Annotated in this window: 12 protein-coding genes and 1 pseudogene; 5 read left to right on the top strand and 8 right to left on the bottom strand. The window is 59.1% G+C overall.

All coding sequences use genetic code 11. The features are described from left to right. Positions 1-135: 135 nt before the first annotated feature. Entirely contained in the window at positions 136-663 is a 528-nt protein-coding gene (locus J3U95_RS27170) for a tyrosine-type recombinase/integrase (RefSeq protein WP_370662115.1), read from the top strand. Positions 664-819: 156 nt separating this feature from the next. Here J3U95_RS27170 and J3U95_RS27165 read toward each other — a convergent pair whose 3' ends face one another. The 7 genes from J3U95_RS27165 to J3U95_RS27135 all read right to left on the bottom strand — a co-directional run bounded on the left by J3U95_RS27165 (position 820) and on the right by J3U95_RS27135 (position 11,871). Next, on the bottom strand, positions 820-1,404 hold the full coding sequence (locus tag J3U95_RS27165; RefSeq protein ID WP_109343479.1) for an SIS domain-containing protein: 585 nt from the start codon (positions 1,402-1,404) through the stop codon (positions 820-822). Positions 1,405-1,422: 18 nt separating this feature from the next. Continuing rightward, positions 1,423-2,349 (bottom strand): cation diffusion facilitator family transporter, encoded by a 927-nt coding sequence (locus J3U95_RS27160; protein WP_005670924.1) that lies wholly within the window; start codon positions 2,347-2,349, stop codon positions 1,423-1,425. 110 nt (positions 2,350-2,459) lie between these two features. Then, positions 2,460-3,041, bottom strand: a complete 582-nt coding sequence (locus J3U95_RS27155) for a hypothetical protein (RefSeq protein WP_157225733.1) — start codon at positions 3,039-3,041, stop codon at positions 2,460-2,462. Positions 3,042-3,174: 133 nt separating this feature from the next. After that, positions 3,175-6,360, bottom strand: coding sequence for a CusA/CzcA family heavy metal efflux RND transporter (locus J3U95_RS27150; protein WP_208281612.1), 3,186 nt, complete (start codon positions 6,358-6,360; stop codon positions 3,175-3,177). Between the two features lie 12 nt (positions 6,361-6,372). Further along, a complete protein-coding gene (locus J3U95_RS27145) occupies positions 6,373-7,623 on the bottom strand; it encodes an efflux RND transporter periplasmic adaptor subunit (protein WP_005670929.1) in 1,251 nt (416 codons plus the stop codon). Beyond that, positions 7,620-8,924, bottom strand: a complete 1,305-nt coding sequence (locus J3U95_RS27140) for a TolC family protein (protein WP_208281611.1) — start codon at positions 8,922-8,924, stop codon at positions 7,620-7,622. The genes J3U95_RS27145 and J3U95_RS27140 overlap by 4 nt, the downstream gene beginning before the upstream one ends. A 511-nt stretch (positions 8,925-9,435) precedes the next feature. Next, positions 9,436-11,871: a heavy metal translocating P-type ATPase gene (locus J3U95_RS27135; protein WP_208281610.1), complete on the bottom strand. Its 2,436-nt coding sequence runs from the start codon at positions 11,869-11,871 to the stop codon at positions 9,436-9,438. A gap of 90 nt (positions 11,872-11,961) precedes the next feature. Between J3U95_RS27135 and cadR the strand changes: the two genes are divergently transcribed. The 3 genes from cadR to J3U95_RS27120 all read left to right on the top strand — a co-directional run bounded on the left by cadR (position 11,962) and on the right by J3U95_RS27120 (position 15,481). Next, complete coding sequence (gene cadR / locus J3U95_RS27130; protein WP_208281609.1) at positions 11,962-12,390, top strand: Cd(II)/Pb(II)-responsive transcriptional regulator; 429 nt, start codon at positions 11,962-11,964, stop codon at positions 12,388-12,390. A 130-nt stretch (positions 12,391-12,520) separates the two neighbouring features. Continuing rightward, complete coding sequence (locus J3U95_RS27125) at positions 12,521-14,449, top strand: cytochrome c/FTR1 family iron permease (RefSeq protein WP_184236239.1); 1,929 nt, start codon at positions 12,521-12,523, stop codon at positions 14,447-14,449. Positions 14,450-14,527: 78 nt separating this feature from the next. Then, entirely contained in the window at positions 14,528-15,481 is a 954-nt protein-coding gene (locus J3U95_RS27120) for an arsenic resistance protein (RefSeq protein ID WP_184236242.1), read from the top strand. A 30-nt stretch (positions 15,482-15,511) separates the two neighbouring features. On the opposite strand, the pseudogene J3U95_RS27115 reads toward J3U95_RS27120, so the two are convergent. Continuing rightward, a pseudogene (locus tag J3U95_RS27115) lies at positions 15,512-15,712 on the bottom strand (IS3 family transposase); the annotation flags it as partial. A gap of 174 nt (positions 15,713-15,886) precedes the next feature. Here J3U95_RS27115 and J3U95_RS27110 point away from each other — a divergent pair. Further along, positions 15,887-16,246, top strand: a complete 360-nt coding sequence (locus J3U95_RS27110) for a cation diffusion facilitator family transporter (RefSeq protein WP_208281608.1) — start codon at positions 15,887-15,889, stop codon at positions 16,244-16,246. Positions 16,247-16,334 lie beyond the last annotated feature (88 nt).

Raw genomic sequence — 16,334 nt, 5'->3', positions numbered from 1 at the left:
GTGCTACGCCGACGCCTGTTATGTTCAACTTCGCTTTCCAAAATAGTCCCCGCCAAAATTTAGTGGGGACTACTTTGCGACCGGCGCCGTTCAGTGTCTAGACGGTGCTGATTTGACGCTTACTGCGGTCTACGCATCTCGGAGATTGCCGAGAACAATATGGGCAGTTTCTTCTGCAGGCGCGACCGCGATGGCAGCGAACGGTGGTGGCTCGAGATCCTCGGCAAAGGAAGTAAGGTACGCCTAGTGCCGGCGACCAATGAATTGATGAACGAACTCGGCCGATATAGGCGTGAACTAAGCTTCCCTGCGCTGCCTGTACCTGGAGAGTCGACGCCGCTGCTACTGCCCATCGGCGGGAAGCCTAAGGCGATGAGTCGCGGCGGGATCCACGATATCATCAAGGCTGTTTTCGCGATGACGGCCGAGCGAATCGAGCTCAAGGGACCACAATTCGTGCATGTTGCTCATCGAGTCAGTCAGGCATCGGCGCACTGGTTGCGGCATACCGCGGGGTCACACATGGCGAACAACTCCGTAGACTTGCGGCATGTCAGAGACAATCTGGGTCACGCTTCGATCAGCACCACTAGTGGTTATCTGCACGCACCGGACGACACGCGGCACAACGATACTGAAGACAAGCATCGAGCGAATTGGTAGCGTCGGCAGAAAAGACACAGCGATTCTTAGCTTTGGCAGCATTAGCCGACGTTCTTAACCAGGACAATGACCCCCTCATGCTCAAGGCGTCCGTTCGCCTCGGCAGCGGGACGCGCTGTACACTCGCGTTGGCCCTGGAACTCGCCCATGCCTACGCTAGTAATTGGCCGGGTACAGTTCGCGCTCGACCAACTCGATCATTATATGGATGATCTTGATGTGTAGCTCTTGAGTACGGTCAGCAAAATTACCGCCCGGGCAGCTGATGCAGACGTCTGAGAAGTCCTCCAATGGCGAGCCAGCAGTCCCTGTCAAAGCGATCACGACCATACCAAGCTTTTGCGCCATCTGGGCCGCGACCAGAATCGAAGGGCTTTTCCCGCTCGTACTGATCGCGAGCAGTACATCGCCCGGACGACCATGGGACTCGATGTAACGGGCGAACACCTGATCGTATCCATAGTCGTTTGCAACGCAGGTGATATGAGTTGGGTCGCTAATTGCGGTTGCGGCGATCCCGGGCCGATCACGACGGAAGCGTCCTGTCAGTTCTTCCGCGAAATGCATGGCGTCGCACATTGAACCGCCATTCCCGCAAGAAAAAGCCCTTCCTCCCTTGCCGAACGATGTCACCAGTACCTGTGCGGCGTCAGCCACGGTTTGCAGCTTGGTTGCGTCGTTCACGAACAAGTCCAGAGCGTGCCGCGCTTCGGTCAGCCCATTCTTGATATGTTCAATCATATGCTCTTCTCTATAAAATCAGTGACTTGCCGATGGCTCGAAGCCATGGACCTCGGTGGCCTGCTCGCAAGGCGTGCGCTCGACTTGCACTGTCGAATGGTAGATGTGAAATTCATCTGCGATTTCATGACGGACCGAGATCAGTAACGCTTCGAGATCCACATGCCCCGGATCGCAAACGATGTGCACGCTCAAGCTCACCTTGCCGCTTGTGATGGCCCACACGTGCAGATCGTGGACGCTTGCAACGCCTGGCACTGCAAGAATCTTGGTTTTCACATCAGCTAAATCGATGCCTTCAGGTACACCTTCGAGCAAGACGTTCAAACTTGCTTTGAGCAGAATCCAAGTGCGCGGCAACACCCACAGTCCGATGGCCACAGCGATCAACGAATCGACCCAGGTGGCGCCGGTCCAGCGAATCACAAGCGCACCGACGATCACGCCAATCGATCCGAGCATGTCGCTCCATACTTCCAGATAAGCGCCTTTCACGTTCAGGCTAGCATCCTTACCGGCAGAAAGGAGCCGCATACTGATCAAGTTGATCACCAGGCCGAGCACCGCCACGATGAGCATGGCGCCAGAGGCTATCTCGGGCGGATCCTGCAGCCGCTTCCAGGCCTCAACAAGAATGTAAATGGCCACCATGAACAACAGAATCGCGTTGAGGGCTGCTGCCAGGATCTCGAAACGATAGTACCCAAAGCTACGCTTTGCGTCGGCCTGACGTCGCCCGATGTGAATTGCGGCCAGCGATATCGCGAGTGCGGCGGCATCTGTGAACATATGCGCCGCATCGGAAATCAAGGCGAGGCTATTCGTCATGATCCCGGCAATGAGCTCAGCGACCAGAAACGACGATGTCAGCCCTAGTGCTATCCACAGAGGACGAGCGTTCTGTGTAGGTGAAATGGCGTGCGAATGTGAATGCCCTGAACCCATGATATCTCCTCAATATCTTACATTTTTAAGTTGGCACTGGACCGACCGCCGGTCTTTGCATCGCATCGCGCAGCGGCGCGCAATTATTTGCGTACAGGCCAATCCTTACCTCAGTAGAAAAGCCGCCTGATGTGAACCACTTGCGGCGCAAGCACGGCCAAGAGCAGGATCAGCACCAGTGCAATGCCAGTTACGGCATCTACGTTGTCGAACCCTGCTGCAATCAAACCTACCGCCACCAGTGGGGCGATAAAGGGTAACAAAGCGACCGCTGCCTTGATCACGAACATCGCACCGTGCTGTTCGCACAATAAACAACTGTATAGCGCACGCAATGCGCCGGCCGTGAACGCGCACATTGCAAGCGGCATCAAATCGCTTGGCAAGAGGTTAGAGGCATGGTTAAGAGCATGTATGGCCCCTCCTGCGATAAACGGACTTGGAATTAGCAGAACGACGACAACGGCGAATCGCATATTTTCGTCCCGACCTGCCTCCTCTTCTTTGCCAACTGCGCGCTCGCATTTATTGCTATAAAGCATGATGACGGCAATTTGGTACAGGGCACTCGCAGCGAGCGAAAAGCTCTCCCAAAATATGGCGCCGTAAGCGGTCCACGCCAGTGACAGGACATTCGTTCCCAGCACAAGATGCGGCAAAACCACTTCAATCCCACTTGGTGTCAAACGCATAATCGACCTCTCCCTGATGGGCCGCACGAAGTGCATGGGCGAGCCAAACATGAGTGCCGGCACATACCGCTGACTCGCCCCTCAAGAGGCGGTGTGCTGTTCACACCGCCGGATACACAGCTTCACGCGGGTTTTAGACGGGGGTGACCACGCGCGTCTCACGCAGGGGGCCATCTGGATCCTTACGATGCGCCAGTCGATATAGAAGAGGCAGTACCAACAACGTTAGCGCCGTGGACGACAGGATGCCGCCGATAACCACCGTCGCCAGCGGGCGTTGTACCTCGGCGCCGGTGCCAGTGGCAATCGCCATTGGCACAAATCCCAAGGACGCAACTAGCGCCGTCATAAGGACCGGCCGCAGACGCGTTAGCGCTCCATGGGTGATCGCTTCGTCGAGCGACATGCCGTCTTCTCGCAGCGAGCGGATGAACGAAATCATTACCAGCCCGTTCAGCACGGCCACCCCAGACAAGGCGATGAAGCCGACCGCAGCGGTAATCGACAGCGGAATGCCTCGTAAAGCCAAGGCCGCGATCCCGCCGGTCAAGGCAAACGGGATGCCGGTGAACACCAACAGCCCGTCTTTGACGTTTCGGAACATCATAAATAGCAACATGAACACCAGGAACAACGCCAGCGGCACAACGATCTGCAAGCGCTGGGTAGCCGACTGAAGCTGTTCGAATGTCCCGCCCCAAGTGGTCCAATAGCCTGCAGGGATCTTCACGCCCTTGGCCAGAGCCTCCTCCGCTTCCGGCACGAAGCTGCCGATATCGCGGCCGCGTACATTGGCACTGACCACGATACGGCGTTTGCCGTCTTCGCGGCTGATCTGGTTCGGACCCGGTGCTAGATCGAGCGTTGCCAGTTCACCTAAGGGAATGAAGGCGGGAACGTCTTCATTGCCTCCAGCGCTTGTGCCTGAGGGTGGTGGCACTGCGATCGGCAGGCGACGAAGTGCATCCAAGTCTGCGCGTTGCACCTCTGGTAGCCGTACCACGATGGCGAAGCGGCGATCGCCTTCGAACATGGTGCCGGCCTCGCGTCCACCTGTGGCCGCAGAGATCGTGGCCTGCACATCAGTGATGTTCAGCCCGTAGCGCGCTGCCTTGCCCCGGTCAATATTGACTGTCAGCATCGGCAAACCGGTAGTCTGCTCTACCTTAACTTCAGCTGCGCCCGGCACGCGTTGTAGCACCGCGGCGATCTGAGCACCGGTCGATGCCAGCACTTCCATGTCGTCGCCATACAGCTTGACTGCGACGTCGCTACGCACGCCGGAGATTAGCTCGTTGAAACGCAGTTGAATAGGCTGCGAGAACTCATAGGCATTGCCGGTGTATTTTTCCGCCTCCTCTTGGATGGCTTCCACAAGTTCGGCGTGGCTGCGTTTCGGTTTCGGCCAGTCGGCCTCCGGCTTGAGCATGATGTAGCCGTCCGAGATGTTTTGCGGCATCGGATCGGATGCAATCTCGGCGGTACCGGTGCGGGCAAATATCCGTTCGATCTCGGGGAACTTCGCTTTGAGGCCGACCTCCAGCTTCTTCTGCATATCGACTGATTGGGTGAGGCTGGTCGCGGGAATGCGTAGCGCCTGGATCGCAATGTCGCCCTCATTCAAGTTGGGAATAAATTCGCTCCCGAGTCGTGTCGCCAGCAGTCCAGACAGGACCACGGTGACAATCGATGCCGTCAGCACGATCGGTCCGTTACGCAGGACAGCGCGCAATGCAGGCGCATAGGCATTACGCGCCATTGTCATTAAGCGGTTCTCCTTTTCGGCCACGCGCTTGCCGATGAACAGGGCAACGGCCGCGGGCACGAACGTGATCGACAGAATCATCGCGCCAAGCAAAGCTATGACGACAGCGAACGCCATCGGGTGGAACATTTTGCCCTCGACCCCGCTCAAAGCGAAAATCGGCAGGTACACAACCATAATGATCAACTGCCCGAACAGCAGTGGCCGGCGCGCTTCCTTTGCGGCCGCAAACACTTCACGGAAGCGCTCTTCCAAGGTTAGGTCACGTTTGGTCTGTTCTTGCGCGTGCGCCAGGCGCCGCACGCAGTTCTCCACGATCACGACCGCGCCATCGATGATGATGCCGAAGTCGAGAGCACCCAAGCTCATCAAGTTGGCACTGACCTTGTAGGTCACCATGCCGGTGAAGGTGAATAGCATCGACAGTGGAATGACCATCGCGGTAATAATCGCTGCGCGGATATTGCCCAGGAATAGGAACAAGATCACGATCACCAGGATCGCACCTTCGAGCAAATTCTTACGTACCGTGGAAATCGCCTTGTCGACCAGCACCGTACGGTCATACACGGGGACGGCCTTGACGCCAGCAGGCAAAGTCTTGTTGATCTCGACCATCTTCTCTGCAACGAGCTGCGAGACCTGCCGGCTGTTTTCGCCGATGAGCATGAATACGGTACCGAGCACAACTTCGGCACCGTTGTCGGTCGCGGCGCCCGTGCGCAGTTCGCGGCCGACGGCGACGTCCGCGACATCACGAATCCGAACCGCGACGCCATCGGTATTTTTCAGGATGGTGTTTTGGATGTCTTCGATGGTTCGCACCTGCCCCGGCGCGCGGATGAGAAGCTGTTCGCCCGAGCGCTCGATGTAGCCTGCCCCGGTGTTATCGTTATTGCGCTCAACCGCAGTGACGACGTCGGCCAGGGTCAGACCATAGGAACTGAGCCGGTTCGGATCCGGCGTGATGTGGTATTCCTTAGCGAAGCCACCGATCGAATTGATTTCGGTCACGCCCGGGACCTGACGCAACTGCGGCTTGATGATCCAGTCCTGCACTTCGCGCAAGTCAGTTGGCGTATAGGCTGTCCCGTCAGGCTTCTTTGCGCCTGCTTCTGTTTCGACCGTCCAGAGGTAGATCTCGCCCAAGCCAGTGGAAATTGGCCCCATCATGGGCGTTGCGCCCTCCGGCAGCCCTTCACGGGCTTCCTGCAGTCGCTGGTTGACCAGCTGGCGCGCGAAGTAGATGTCAGTACCATCCTGGAAAACGACTGTGACCTGCGACAGCCCGTAACGCGATAATGAGCGAGTCTGCTGCAGTCCAGGCAGGCCCGCCATCACGGTCTCGACCGGATAGGTAATGCGCTGCTCGACCTCGAGCGGCGAATAGCCTGGTGCCGAGGTGTTGATCTGAACCTGCACGTTAGTAATATCTGGCACAGCGTCGATCGGCAGACGCTGATAGTTGTAGACGCCAATTGCCGCCATGGCCAGGACTAGACCCATGATCAGCCATCGGCTGTCGATGGCGAAACGAATGATGCGTTCGAACATGGAAATCCCCTATTAGTGGTCGTGCTCGGCGCTGCCCTTGCCAAGTTCGGCCTTGAGCACGAAGCTGCCGCGATTAACGTAGCGCGTTCCTGCTGCCAGGCCCTTCAGGATTTCCACCCCTTTGCCGTCACTAATGCCGGCCACGATCGGCTGCGTGCGAAAGCCCCCTTCCGTCACTACAAACACTACTGGCTTGTCTTCCACCGTCTGGATAGCATCGGCCGGAATCGCCACAGCAGCCTGTTTAGTCCCTTGCACCAGTGCGACGTCCACGAACAGGCCAGGGCGCCACGCGCCGCCTGGGTTGTCGATCACGACGCGCGCTGTGGCGGCGCGGGACTGTGCCCCGACTAGTGAGCCGACATAACTTACCTTCCCAACGGCTTTCATATCAGAGCCGGTGGCACTGACAACCGCCGTTGCGCCGCTGCGCACGCTTGCCAAGTCTTTCGGTGTGACTGCGACATCGACCCAGACGCGCGAGAGGTCGGTTAGTACGAAAACATTGGTGTTTTCCTGCACCGCTTCGCCCCGCGTGATGTGCTTTTCAACGACGACAGCGTCGAACGGCGCACGCAACTCGTACCGGTTCAATGCGCCGCCTCCGGAGCCCACTTCAAGAGCTGCCAATTTCGAGCGCGCTGCCTGCAAGGTAAGCTCGGCCTCGCGAAGTGCCTGTTCGGCCTGCTGAAAGTCCTGCTGGGCAGAGATACGGTCCTCCCACAGTTTCTTTTCCCGCTCATAGATGGTTTTGGCCAGGCCGAGCCTTACCTGTGCCGCGCTCGCGGCGCTACGCAGGTCAGCCAGCTCCGGGCTTGAAATGACGGCTAGCACCTGGCCCTTCTTGACCGTTTGCCCCAGCTGCGCCGGCACTGATTCGGCGACGCCGCCCAGGCGCGGCACTACGTGAGCTGTCAGATCGTCGTTGACACGGACTTCGCCAGGCAGTTTGACAATGTTCTCGATCGTGGCCGCACCGGCAACGGCGGTCGTAATTCCGGCCTTTTCTGCCTGCATGACCGGCAGCTTGACCACTCCTTCGTCCTTGTGCTCATCCTCGGCGCGTTCGTCGCCTGCTCCACCGGCTTCTTTTGCGCCCTCCTTCTGACCGCTCTCGGCATGGCCATGGGCATCTTCGCCGGCGCTACCTTCAGCGCTTCCCTTGTTCCAGAACAGGATGGCCAGGGCCAGCACGACACCGACGGCCACGATTGCGGCAATGATTGGCAGATTTTTCTTACGATGATTTTGCAGGGGCGTCATTGCAGGTGTTCCTTGAAGATGGTGGTGCTCTCGGCATTAGTAGCCGGTGCGATTCGTTCGATATCAGTTGCTGCTCGATACCGATCGGACAGAGCGCGCAGATACAAGCTGCGTGCCTGAATTAATGCGCGCTGGGTGTCAAGAACGTCGAGAAACCCGAATTTTCCGAGTTCAAAACCAGTCACGGCAGCGTCATAGGCTTGCTGCGCCGCTGGCAGCATCTCGGACTTGAGGCTGTCGATCTGAAGCTGAGCGACCTCTGCACGCTGGTGAGCGTCCGCGATTTCCTCATACACCCGAAGCTGCTCGGCGCCTAATTCGTCGCGAGCCTGGTCGGCTCGTCTAAGTGCTGAGAGCATGTTCCCCTGGTTGCGATTGAAAAGTGGCAGCGGTACGGAGATACCAAAGACGGCTTCGCTCCCGCTGCGTTCACGATCCCGCTGGCTACCCACGGTCACCGTCACATCTGGTACCCGCGCCGAACGTTCCATGCCGACCAAAGCATCCTGCCGTTTGACTTGCGCTTCGGCCTGACGCAGTTGCGGCGACATGGTTAGCCGCTGCTCGAGCTCGTTCATCGTCGGTACGGCAGCGAACTCGACGGCTGGCATCTGGAGTGGCTGGGCAATCGCTCGCGAGCTGCCCATCAGTATCGCTAACTTGCGTTTGGCTGACTTCAGGTCGGCTGTTGCTTGGGTGAGGTCAAGACGCACGGCCGACTCTGCAACACTCGCACGGGTTTGTTCGACTGGCGATATCTTGCCGGCAGCGACGCGCCGACTCGCGGCATTCGTCGCCCGGCTTGCGACCTCAATGGCCGCCTCGGCCAGACCGACCCGCTCTTGCGCTGTCAAGGCCTCCAAATAGGCCGCAATAACGTCGGCACGCAACATCGCTCGTCGCACGTTCACTGCTTGGACGGCGAGTAGACGCTCTTGTTCGGCGACCGCGATGCGGGCGCTTCGTTTGCCGCCGAGCTCGATGAGCTGGGTAATCTGGGCGGTCTCGACCCTGGACCGACGGTCGGTTCCTTCGGTGGATAGAGCCAGCTCAGGATTGGGTATGACGCCTGCCTGAAGCCTCCCACCCTCGGCAATGCCGATCGCCTGTGATGCGGCTCGTAAGCCTGGGTTGCCTGCGTACGCAGCCTGCAACGCCTGCTGCAGGGTCAGCGGCAGTAGCGACGTATTCCCGGCGAGCGGCGGACTGTTTGGATCGCGCAAAATTTCCGTTTGCGCGTAAAGGGACGTCGACTGTGAAAACAGCAACAGCGCGCCCATGATCAACGATCTGGATTGCATAGATAACTCCGAAGTTAACGAATCGAAAGCTATCCGGCGACAGCGAGCACACCGGCCGAGTGCGTTGGCACACGGTCGGAAGGCTCGGGGATTACCTGGTAAAAGAAGGTATAGCCGCCGGAATTACACGGCGGCGGGCCACTGGGGGCGTTCGGGAGGGACTTGAGTGACTGAAACGTAACTGACGTTTGGACCAACCGGCGCGAAGTGCGCCATCGTCAGGTAGGGGGCATTTTGAACGGCTGCGGGAGCGAGCACTGCGTGCGCGCACGAAGAACAATGCGAGTGCTGCGCGATCTTCTTCGTCGACGCAGGCTTACCGTCATCGGCGGCCGCCACCTGATCGTGAGCGCCGGTCTTATGCTGATGATGTCCAAGGTGCTGTGCGGCTCGTCCAGTCTCATGCATGCAATAGGCGCTGATCGCACTCCAGGTAAACTGGAATGCGAGCATCATCAGCATGCAAGTGAGAAAACGGCGCATCATGGTCGCGAGTATAGCATCGGTGCGGTTACACGTTGCTGCCATGCAGACGTACGCGAAGCAGACGCATGCCATTAAAGATAACCAGCAGGCTGGCGCCCATGTCCGCGAACACGGCCATCCACAAGGTGGCTGATCCTGCGATAGCGAGCACCAGGAACACGGCCTTGATCAGCAAGGCTGCAACGATGTTCTGCTTGAGGATGGCGGCTGCCTGCCTGCTCAGGCGAATGAACTGCGGGATCTTGCGCAAATCATCATCCATCAGCGCGACGTCGGCTGTTTCGATGGCGGTGTCGGTGCCCGCTGCGCCCATCGCAAACCCGATATCGGCCTTGGCCAGCGCCGGGGCATCGTTGATGCCATCCCCTACCATGCCGACGGTACCGAATTGCGCCACCTCGTCATTGATGGCAGAGAGCTTATCCTCGGGCAGCATGTTCCCGCGGGCGTCATCGATGCCAACCTGCCGTGCGATCGCTTTGGCCGTCACCGCATTGTCGCCGGTGAGCATGACCGTCCGGATTCCCAGCCCATGAAGCTGGGCCACCGCTTCGCGACTGGTTTCACGAATGGTATCGGCCACCCCGATAACCAGCAGTGGCGACGTCTCATCGCAGAGGACAACCGCGGTCTTTCCTTCACCCTCCAGTGTCGCCAGGACACTTTCCGTCGCGGTATTGCAGATGCCGAGCTCCTCGACCAGGCGGTGATTGCCGAGGTAGTACCACTTCCCGTCGATCCGCCCTTTCGTGCCGCGGCCGGTCAAGGCCTCGAACTCGGTCACGGATGCGAGGAGCAGGTCCAGGCCCAAGTTTTGCCAGTGGCGGCTCACCGCGGTCGATACCGGATGGTCGGAACGGTCCGCGAGCGCGGCCGCGAGCTGCAGATGAGTCTGTGCATCGCCTTGCAGGGGCAACACGTCCGTCACTTCGGGTTTACCCTGGGTGATCGTGCCGGTCTTGTCCAGTGCGAGCGAGCGCAGCTTGCCGCCCTGCTCCAGGTAGACGCCGCCTTTGATGAGGATGCCGGCCCGCGCCGCCGCAGCCAGGCCGCTGACGACGGTGACCGGGGTCGAGATCACCAGGGCGCAGGGGCAAGCGATCACCAGCAGGACAAGCGCCTTATAAATCCATGGCATCCATTCGGCGCCCAGCATGAGCGGCGGCACCAGGGCGACGGCGAGCGCAATGGCGAACACGATGGGCGTGTAGATGCTGGAGAAGCGGTCGACGAAACGCTGCGTGGGCGCGCGGCTGCCCTGCGCGTCCTCGACCGCGCGGATGATGCGCGACAGGGTCGAGTTGCTGTGGCCGGCGGTGACACGGTATTCGAAAGAGCCCGTTTCATTGATCGTGCCGGCAAACACCTTGTCGCCGACCGTCTTCGGTACCGGCATGCTCTCGCCCGTGATCGGCGCCTGGTTGACTGACGACTGGCCAGTGGTCACTTCCCCGTCCAGGGCGATCCGCTCGCCGGGTGCGACACGGGCCAGGGCGCCGATCGCGACCGTGGTGGCGTCCTGTTCACTCCAGTTGCCGTCGTCAAGGCGCACGCTTACCCGTTCGGGTGTCAATGCCATCAGGCCCTGGATGGCGTTTCTCGCACGGTCGAGCGAGCGGGCCTCGATTATCTCGGCAAGCGCGAAAAGGACCATGACCATCGCCGCTTCGGGCCATTGCCCGATCAGTACCGCGCCGGTCACGGCGATTGACATCAGGGCATTGATATTCAAATTGCGGTTCTTGACCGCAATCCAGCCTTTCTTGTACACCCCCAAGCCCGTCGTCGCGATCGCAAGCAGCGATAGCAGGATGACTGGCCACCAGTTTTCATCGCCCGTCGTCCATGCGACGACCTCGGCACCGACTGCTGCGGCCAAGCCCAGGGCAAGGACTGAATACTGCCGCTTTCGGGAGACCGATGGGCCCGCAGCGGCTCGTCCTTGCCCAGCTGCAACGAGCACCGCCTGCATACCGATGGACGTCAGTGCATCCAGGATCGCCATTGCCGGCCCACTATGCCTGACGACCAAGCGACGCTGGACGAGATTGAAGTCGAGCTGTTCGACCTGCGGCATGCCGGACAGCTTGTTACGGATGAGCGTCTCCTCGGTGGGGCAATCCATGTTCTCGATGCGGAAAACAGTGCCGGCTGCTGACCCGCTTTGCTCCTCGGTCTGTTCAATCACCGGGTCCATGCCGACCGCGCGTACTGCTGCAAGGATCGCCTGTGGATCGCCGAGGCTGTGCTCCACCCGCAAGCGGCGCTGGACAAGATTGAACTCGAGCTTTCCGACGCCTGCAACGCGTCCGAGCGCTTGCCGCAGCAGTCCCTCTTCTGTCGGGCAGTCCATCTGGTCGATGCGAATGAGAAGAGAATGGTCCAAGGCTGCAGATGAGGCACCCGCGGTCTCGATCGGTGCAGATTTTTCGCAACATGATTTCGTCTGGCATTCCGACATGACGACTCCTCGAGAACTGTGTATAGTTCACATTGAACACCCTGTAGCGGGTACGGGGTCAAGCACTAAGTTAACGTACCGGGATTTTTCTTGAAGATTGGCGAATTGGCAGACCGGTCAGGCTGCTTGGTTGAAACCATCCGCTACTATGAGCGCATCGGATTGCTCGCTCCGCCTGAAAGGTCGGCAAACAATTATCGAGCTTATAACGAGCTTCACGCTGAGCGCTTGCTGTTCATTCGGCATTGCCGCGCCTTGGACATTACACTCGATGAGATCCGGACGCTGCTCGATTTTCGCGAGGCGCCCGGAAAAAATTGCGAGAGCGTCAACGCGTTGCTCGACAAGCACATCGGGCACATCGTCGACCGTATAGCAAACCTGTCAGTACTAGAAGCGCAGCTCAGAGACCTCAGGAGCCGTTGCATCGCCACCGACAGCACAAATCCATGTGAAATCCTGCAGGCGCTCGGCGCTGCGGACGTTTGCGACGAGCCAGTAAGGCCTGGGCGCCATTGACTAGCCCTGGACTTTCCGCGCCATCACTGCATTGCTGAACCAGCGAACAGCCGGAACAATGCGCTTGACCTTCAAGTAGCTTGAAGGTGTTTAATATCAGGTTCTCGAACCTGAAGACAAGTATCCCGATATGACGTACCCCATTTGGCGTCGGCTAATCGCCTTCGTAATGTTCTGCTGCTGCGTGATCGGTACGACACACGCTAGTCCCACATCATCGGAAGCAGAAGTCCGCCAGCTCTGGCAGTTGCTCGATTATGTCGCCGTCGATTACGCCGGCGCGGTCCAGAACGGAGCGATTGTCAGCGAACTCGAATACGGCGAAATGCAGGAGTTCTCGACGCGCGCACAGAACCAGGTGACGGCATTGCCTCCGCATCCTTTGCATGCAGAACTGGCAGCTGCCACCACCAAGCTGAAGCAGGCGGTCAAGCGCAAGGAAGCGCCGCAACAGGTTTCCCTGCTTGCGCGAGAGGCAAACCGTTTGCTGCTGCAGGCCTACCCCTTCCCTGTTGCGCCGCGCGCCTTGCCCGATCTGGCCAGCGGTGCGGCGCTGTACCAAGCGCAATGCGCTTCATGCCATGGAGCGGCCGGCGCCGGCGATGGGCCACTCGCGGCCAAGCTCGAACCTAAACCAATCGCATTTACCGATGAGGAAAGAGCCCGCTCCCGCTCTCTCATGGCCCTATATCAGGTCATCAGCCAGGGTGTCGAGGGCACATCGATGCCGGCCTTTGCAGGCTTGTCCGAGCATGACCGCTGGTCTCTGGCGTTCTATGTCGGCAGCCTGGCGTTCAAGGACACGGACGTCGCAGTCGGAGCGTCTGCGTTTGCACAGAACACCTCCGCGGCCGCCACGATTCCCGACATGAACACGCTCGTGACGGCGACCGAAGAAGAACTGGCGAAGGCTGGCTCACCGTCGACCGCGCGGGCGGTCCTGGCCTACGCACGCACCCACCCCGAGGCCGTACAGGAGCAGCAGGAACGCAAGGGCATCGTCCTTGCGCGCAAACTGCTGCAGGACAGCCTGGATGCCTTGAAGAATAAGCAGCGGGCGAAGGCCACCGAGCTTGCTTTATCGGCTTACTTGGACGGCTTCGAGCCGCTCGAGGCGAGGCTCGACGCGACGGACCGCCAGCTCCTGGTGGACGTGGAGCGAACCATGCAGCTATACCGGGGCGCGGTTGCACAAGGCAATGTGTTGCGTGCGACCGAATACGCCTCTCAACTCGACGCGTATTTCGTACGTGTCGAGGAGCTTACCGGCGCGAACAAGACCGACGCGACGACGGTGTTCGTGGGCGCGTTGACTATTCTCCTGCGCGAAGGTGTCGAAGCCCTGTTGATCGTGATTGCGATGGTTGCGTTCCTCCGCAAAGCGGAGCGTCCACAGGCCTTGCACTACGTGCACGCCGGCTGGATCTCGGCGCTGGCGGCAGGCGCCTTGACATGGGTAGTGGCCACCTATGTGGTCAGCATCAGTGGTGCAAGCCGTGAAGTGACCGAAGGCCTCTCGTCGCTCTTCGCCGCCGCGGTGCTGCTGTCGGTCGGGCTATGGATGCACCAGAAAGGCCAGGCCGGACAATGGCAAGCCTACCTGAAGCAGCATTTGACAGCGGCGATGGAAAAACGCTCCGCATGGGCGTTATTTGCCCTGGCATTCATCGCGGTATACCGGGAAGTCTTTGAAACGGTTTTGTTTTACTCGGCGCTCGGCGCCGACGGCAACGGCCCTGCGCTGTTGGCAGGATTCGTTACAGGCCTGGTCCTGCTGTCGATAATTGCTGTCATTTTCCTGCGTACCAGCGCACGCATGCCGATCGGTAAATTCTTCTCGTTCAGCTCCGTGCTGGTGGCCGCCCTGGCAGTTGTCCTGGTCGGAAAAGGAATCGCAGGGCTGCAGGAAGCCGGATGGCTGACGGCCACACCGGTCACGGGACCGCGGATGCCGGTCCTCGGCCTCTACCCGACGATAGAGACTTATGCGGCGCAACTGGCCCTGCTCTTGGCGGCTGGTCTTGGCTTCGGCTTCAATCTGATGAAGGTCCGCAAATAGTTATTGAATGGCTCGCAGCAGGCGTCGCGGCTGATGCCTGCCGGGTAATCATCACCTTATCGCCGAGAGGGAAACAACTTGAACCGCGAAAGCCTGGAACGGAATCAGATTCCAGTCTATGTTGTAAGTGCCGCCTTGGCCGTGCTCGGGGGGATCCTTGCGCCTGATGCTGCGGCCAGGCTTGATCTGTTGGTGACACCTGCCATTGCGGTCCTGATGTATGCGATGTTTCTGCAGATTCCCTTTCTCGAGCTAAGGAAGGGGTTGGGTAATCGAGCGTTCATATCTGCAGTTTTGGTCGCCAATTTTGTGCTGATACCGCTTCTGGTATGGGTCTTGACGCGTGGACTGAGCGATCGTCCTGCGCTGTTAATCGGCGCTCTCCTGGTTCTGCTGACGCCATGTATTGACTACGTCGTCGTATTCACTCATCTCGGGAAAGGCGATTCGCGCCTGACCCTGGCTGCCACGCCAATCCTGCTCCTGCTTCAGCTGCTCCTACTGCCCATCTACCTCAGCGTAATAACTGGCGGCGAATCTGGCGTCGTCATCGCTGTCGCGCCGTTTGTCGACGCATTCCTGCTGCTGATCGTGGCTCCGCTGTTGCTTGCGGTGGCTACTGCCGGACTCGCGAAGCGATCGTCCATCGTCGAGAAATGGAATATCGGATGGGCCTGGCTCCCGGTCCCAGCCATGGCCGCAGTGCTGGTGGTCGTCATCGGTTCGCAGATCGGAGCGATCATCAGGGAGATCGAACAATTGGTGCCGGTCATTCCGGTTTATATTGGCTTCATGGTGCTTGCCCCACTGGTAGGAGCTTTCACGTCGCGCATGTTCAAACTGCCGGTAGCAGCGGCTCGCGCCGTGACCTTCAGCGCGTCGACGCGCAATTCTCTGGTAGTGCTGCCGCTCGCGCTCGCGTTACCCGACGATTTGCGTGGAATTGCGGCGGCGGCTGTGATCACACAAACCCTGGTCGAACTGGGCAGTGAACTGGTCTATGTGCGTGCAATTCCTGCCCTGGTCAAGTGAGCTGTACTGTCAATAGTGGACACGTCCGTTTCAAGCAGCCAGCTGCCATCTGCTGATCTTTTCGGCAAACAATGCTGGCGATAGATAGCCGAGACGCGAATGGCGCCGCTGGTGGTTCCAGAAGATCTTGATGTATTTCGTAATTGCCGGTTCAGCGTCGGCCCTGGTCGCATACCACTGGCGATGGATCAATCCGCCCTTCAGGCGTCGCCAGACGCGCTCCATGCGTGCGTTGTCATGGCAGTTTACTGCAAGTGCTCGGCAACCCTAATCCAAGCTTCTTACCTGGCTCGTGTTTGATATGTGCGCGCTCGCTTTGGTAACTGACGTATTCTGTGTTCATCCAAGCGCGTCCGGTAGAGAAAAGCGCTGGGCGCGTTCTTCCTGCAATCTTTTGGAGATCCGATGTCGGATATTGGCAAGGACAGCGATGACGAATCAGGTCTGGACGGTTCCAACGAGCGTGATCGTGGCATTTTATGGAAGGTCTTGCTAATCAATCTGGGCCAGTGTTTGGCCGGGGTGACTGTCGGAATATGGGCATCTTCAACTGCCGTGGTTGGCGCTGGCCTTGACAACCTGGGTGACGCTGCAGTCTATGGCGTCAGTCTGTACGCGGTCGGTAGATCCAGCACAATCAAGAAGCGTGCGGCGCAATTATCTGGCTGGCTCCTCATTGGTTTCGCCTGCCTATTGTTGGTTGAAGTTGTCCGTCGTTTTCTTGGCGGTGAGGGGCTTTGTTGCATAAATCAATTGAGCGCGTAGTACCCCAAACCCCAGACGGATTTACGGCATGGTCACCGCTACGGTCGTGGGCGTGCCCAAGCGCGTGAAGCGATTGAGGATGGCGGCA

The organism is Massilia oculi, assembly GCF_017582745.1.
GTDB classification, from domain to species: domain Bacteria; phylum Pseudomonadota; class Gammaproteobacteria; order Burkholderiales; family Burkholderiaceae_D; genus Telluria; species Telluria oculi_A.
The sequence above is the reverse complement of the archived record's forward strand: the minus strand, read 5'-3'. Positions and strand labels throughout refer to the sequence as shown.

Excerpts from the sequence above, each read along its gene's own strand:
- J3U95_RS27160 (WP_005670924.1), bottom strand. The coding sequence starts at position 2,349 with ATGGGTTCAGGGCATTCACATTCGCACGCCATTTCACCTACACAGAAC.
- J3U95_RS27165 (WP_109343479.1), bottom strand. The coding sequence starts at position 1,404 with ATGATTGAACATATCAAGAATGGGCTGACCGAAGCGCGGCACGCTCTG.
- J3U95_RS27155 (WP_157225733.1), bottom strand. The coding sequence starts at position 3,041 with ATGCGTTTGACACCAAGTGGGATTGAAGTGGTTTTGCCGCATCTTGTG.
- J3U95_RS27145 (WP_005670929.1), bottom strand. The coding sequence starts at position 7,623 with ATGACGCCCCTGCAAAATCATCGTAAGAAAAATCTGCCAATCATTGCC.
- J3U95_RS27140 (WP_208281611.1), bottom strand. The coding sequence starts at position 8,924 with ATGCAATCCAGATCGTTGATCATGGGCGCGCTGTTGCTGTTTTCACAG.
- J3U95_RS27135 (WP_208281610.1), bottom strand. The coding sequence starts at position 11,871 with ATGTCGGAATGCCAGACGAAATCATGTTGCGAAAAATCTGCACCGATC.
- J3U95_RS27110 (WP_208281608.1), top strand. The coding sequence starts at position 15,887 with ATGTCGGATATTGGCAAGGACAGCGATGACGAATCAGGTCTGGACGGT.
- J3U95_RS27125 (WP_184236239.1), top strand. The coding sequence starts at position 12,521 with ATGACGTACCCCATTTGGCGTCGGCTAATCGCCTTCGTAATGTTCTGC.
- J3U95_RS27150 (WP_208281612.1), bottom strand. The coding sequence starts at position 6,360 with ATGTTCGAACGCATCATTCGTTTCGCCATCGACAGCCGATGGCTGATC.